The sequence below is a fragment of the Micromonospora sp. NPDC049799 genome, assembly GCF_040656655.1.
Classification (GTDB): domain Bacteria; phylum Actinomycetota; class Actinomycetes; order Mycobacteriales; family Micromonosporaceae; genus Micromonospora.
Genome location: NZ_JBFAMU010000534.1, coordinates 1 through 3252, shown reverse-complemented (window position 1 = coordinate 3252; position 3252 = coordinate 1). Strand labels below are relative to the sequence as shown.

At 75.1% G+C, this 3252-nt stretch carries 3 protein-coding genes; 2 read left to right on the top strand and 1 reads right to left on the bottom strand.

Features of this window, described 5'->3' with window-relative positions; genetic code table 11:
* A partial coding sequence (locus tag AB0I76_RS25855) for an RDD family protein (protein WP_357040501.1) occupies positions 1 to 618 on the top strand: 618 nt, incomplete at its 5' end.
* Positions 615 to 1718, top strand: coding sequence for a histidinol-phosphate transaminase (gene hisC / locus AB0I76_RS25850; protein WP_357040498.1), 1104 nt, complete (start codon positions 615 to 617; stop codon positions 1716 to 1718). The genes AB0I76_RS25855 and hisC, both read left to right, overlap by 4 nt.
* Positions 1719 to 1845: 127 nt before the next feature.
* Here the strand turns inward: hisC and AB0I76_RS25845 are convergent, their stop codons facing one another.
* Positions 1846 to 3099 (bottom strand): PQQ-binding-like beta-propeller repeat protein, encoded by a 1254-nt coding sequence (locus tag AB0I76_RS25845; RefSeq protein ID WP_357040495.1) that lies wholly within the window; start codon positions 3097 to 3099, stop codon positions 1846 to 1848.
* Positions 3100 to 3252 lie beyond the last annotated feature (153 nt).

Below are 3252 nucleotides of genomic sequence, written 5' to 3'. Positions count from 1 at the left end.
GGCTGGCCGGGCCGGCCGCCGGAGCCCCGGCCGCACGGGCTGCCGCTGGCCGGGTACGGTGCCCGGTTGGTCGCCCGCCTGATCGACTTCGCGATCGTCTTCGCGCTCAACGCCGTCGTCAACGGCTGGTTCGTCTGGCGACTGGCACGGGAGCTCGAACCGACCTTCGCGGAGTGGTGGCGCCGCGTGGAGGCCCGGGAGACGACGACCGACCCGCTGCCCCAGCCCGGCCAGCAGGCCGATTCACTGCTCATCGTCATCCTGCTGATCGCCGCCGCGCTGTGGCTGGCGTACGAGGTGCCGTCCATGGCGTCCGGCGGGCAGACCCTCGGCAAGCGGCTGGTGGGCATCCGGGCGGTGCCGGTCGCCGCCGACGAGCCGCTCGGCTTCGGCCGCGCGCTGCGCCGGTGGAACACCCTCGGCCTGCCCACCCTGCTCTGGCCCTGCTTCTGCCTCGGCTTCGTCCTGCAACTCCTCGACGCGCTGTCCCCGCTCTTCGACCACCCGATGCGCCAGGCCCTGCACGACAAGCGGGCGCAGACCGTGGTGGTCCAGGACCGCCGTACCCCCCGCACCACCCCGAAGGACCGCTCCGAACCCCCGGGAGACACCCCATGACCGACACCGGACGTCACCAACCGGCGCTGCGTCTCACCCGCGCCGACCTCGACGCGCTGCCCAACTACGTACCCGGGCGCAGCCCCGCCGACCTGGCGCGCGAGCTGGGCCTGTCCGAGGCGATCAAGCTGGCCAGCAACGAGGTGCCGTACGGCCCGCTGCCCGGCGTGGTGGAGGCGGTCGCCGAGGCCGCCGCCGGGGTGCACCGCTACCCGGACATGGGCGTGGTGGCACTGCGCGAGGCCCTGGCCGAGCGGTACGGGGTGGGCGTCGAGCAGGTCGCCACCGGGTGCGGATCGGTGGCGCTGGCCGAGCACCTGGTCCGGGCCACCTGCCTGCCCGGCGACGAGCTGCTCTACGCGTGGCGCTCGTTCGAGGCGTACCCGATCATCGCGGCGACCAGCGGCGCGACCAGCGTGCGGGTCCCGAACGACGCCGGGCACGGTCACGACCTGGACGCCATGGCCGCAGCGGTGACCGACCGGACGCGGATGATCCTGGTGTGCAACCCGAACAACCCGACCGGCACGGCGGTACGCCGGGCCGAGCTGGACCGCTTCCTCGACGCGGTCCCCGACGACGTGCTGGTGGTCATCGACGAGGCGTACCGGGAGTTCGTCACCGACCCCGAGGTGCCCGACGGCCTGACCTACCTCGACCGGCCCAACGTGGCCGTGCTGCGGACGCTGTCCAAGGCGTGGGGCCTGGCCGGCCTGCGGATCGGCTTCCTGGCCGCCCAGCCGGCGGTCGCCGGGGCGGTACGCAAGGTCGTCACGCCCTTCTCCACCAGCATGGCCGCCCAGGCCGGCGCGTTGGCGGCGCTCGCACAGGCCGACGAGGTCCAGCGGCGGTGCGCGCTGGTCGTCGCCGAGCGCGACCGGGTCACCGAGGCGCTGCGGAAGCTCGTCCCGGACGTGCCCACCAGCCAGGCGAACTTCGTCTGGCTGCCGCTCGGCGACCGGGCGGTGGACTTCGGCAAGGCGTGCGAGTCGCGGGGCGTGATCGTACGACCGTTCCCGGGTGACGGCGTCCGGGTGACCATCGGCACCCCGGCCGAGAACGACGCGTTCCTGGCCGCCGCCGAGGCGGCGCTCGGCTGACCCGGCCCGAACCGGACGTGGTGACCGGGCCGGTCCGCCATCCCCTAGCGGACCGGCCCGGTCGCGCACACGTAGCACCGCGTGGCTATAAGTAACTTATGTCCTTTTTATCCAACAGGCAGCGCTTTCACGTCGCCGCGAGGATCACCGGCTCCGAGTTGTAGAAGTAGAGCCGGTCGTCCCCCTCCGGATCGACCGGCTTCCGGAGCCGCTCCACCGCGACGAAACCGTCCGCCGCGTGCACCGCGCCGGGCGCCCAGCCGACCCCGTCCGACCCGATGTTCAACACGAACCACGACCGCTGCGTCCCGGTGGCGGGATCCATGGTCAGCAGGTCGTTCGCCGGGGTCAGCACGTGCACCCGGCCGGGCTGGACGGCAACCACCCGGGCCTGGCCCAGGCCACTTCGCCGCCACACCTCGGCACCGGTCCGCACCGAGCGCCCCACCAGCGCGCCGTCGGTCACGGCGACCGCGACCTCTCCGGCCAGCTCCGCGCCGGCCGGGTCCAGGGTGGGCGCGGCTACGGGCGCGGCCTCGCCGAGAAGCCAGCCCTGACCCGTGTCGTCCTCCGGCCCGGCGGTACGCAGGCCGGCGCAGCCGGAGCGGCCGGACCGGCACCCCAGCAGGGTCACCGCCAGCTCGTCGGCGGCCCCCGGCGGACGCCAGCGGGCACCCACCGTACCGGTGGCGGCGTCGGTGAACTCCACGACGGCGGGACCGGCGCAGCCGTCCACCGTGACCAGCCGGCCGGTCGACGTGGTGCCGAGCGTGTCGCGGCATCCGGCGTCGACGTCGGTCCGCCAGAGTTCCCGGCCGCCGGCCGGGTCGACGGCGACCACCCGGCCCCGCCCGGCGGACACGACCACCGGCCGGCCACCGGCCGGCTCGGTGACGAACAGGCCGCGCGGTTCCCACACGGTCGTCGCGCGCGTGCGTCGAACCGCCGGATCGCCGACCGGTTCCGGGCCGTCGACGGACCAGGACACCCGGCCGGTACGCGCGTCCAGGCCCACCAGCCGCCCGTCCGACCAACGGCTCACCACGGTCGTCCCGGTGGCCACCACCCCCTCCAGAGTCGCCGGCCAACGGCGGTACGACCAGTACGGGGTGGTGCGGTAGCGGTTGTTCACCGGCCGGTCGGCGTAGACCTGGCGGTTCCCCGCGTACACCCGCAGACGACCGTCGACGATCAGCGGGGCGACCGGCAGCCGGGCGACCACGCCGGGCGCCGGCGAGGGCGCCGGCGGGTAGGCGCCGCGGGCGGGGGTGCTCACCTCGGCGGGTGCGAGTACGCGCCAGACGACGGCCCCGGCCACGACGGCGGCGAGCAGCACGGCGACGGTCAGGACGACCCGGCGCCGGCCCTTCGGGAACCCCATGCGCACCTCCGTCCGGCACCCTACCCAGCGCCGTACGACGGGCACCGGTCAGGTGGTCGGCGGTCAGGCCGCCTCGGTGGTGCGGCGGCGGGCGGCGGCGGCGAGGTCGGCGAGGTCCCGACGGAGCGCACCCTCCCCCGCGCGGGCTGCGAG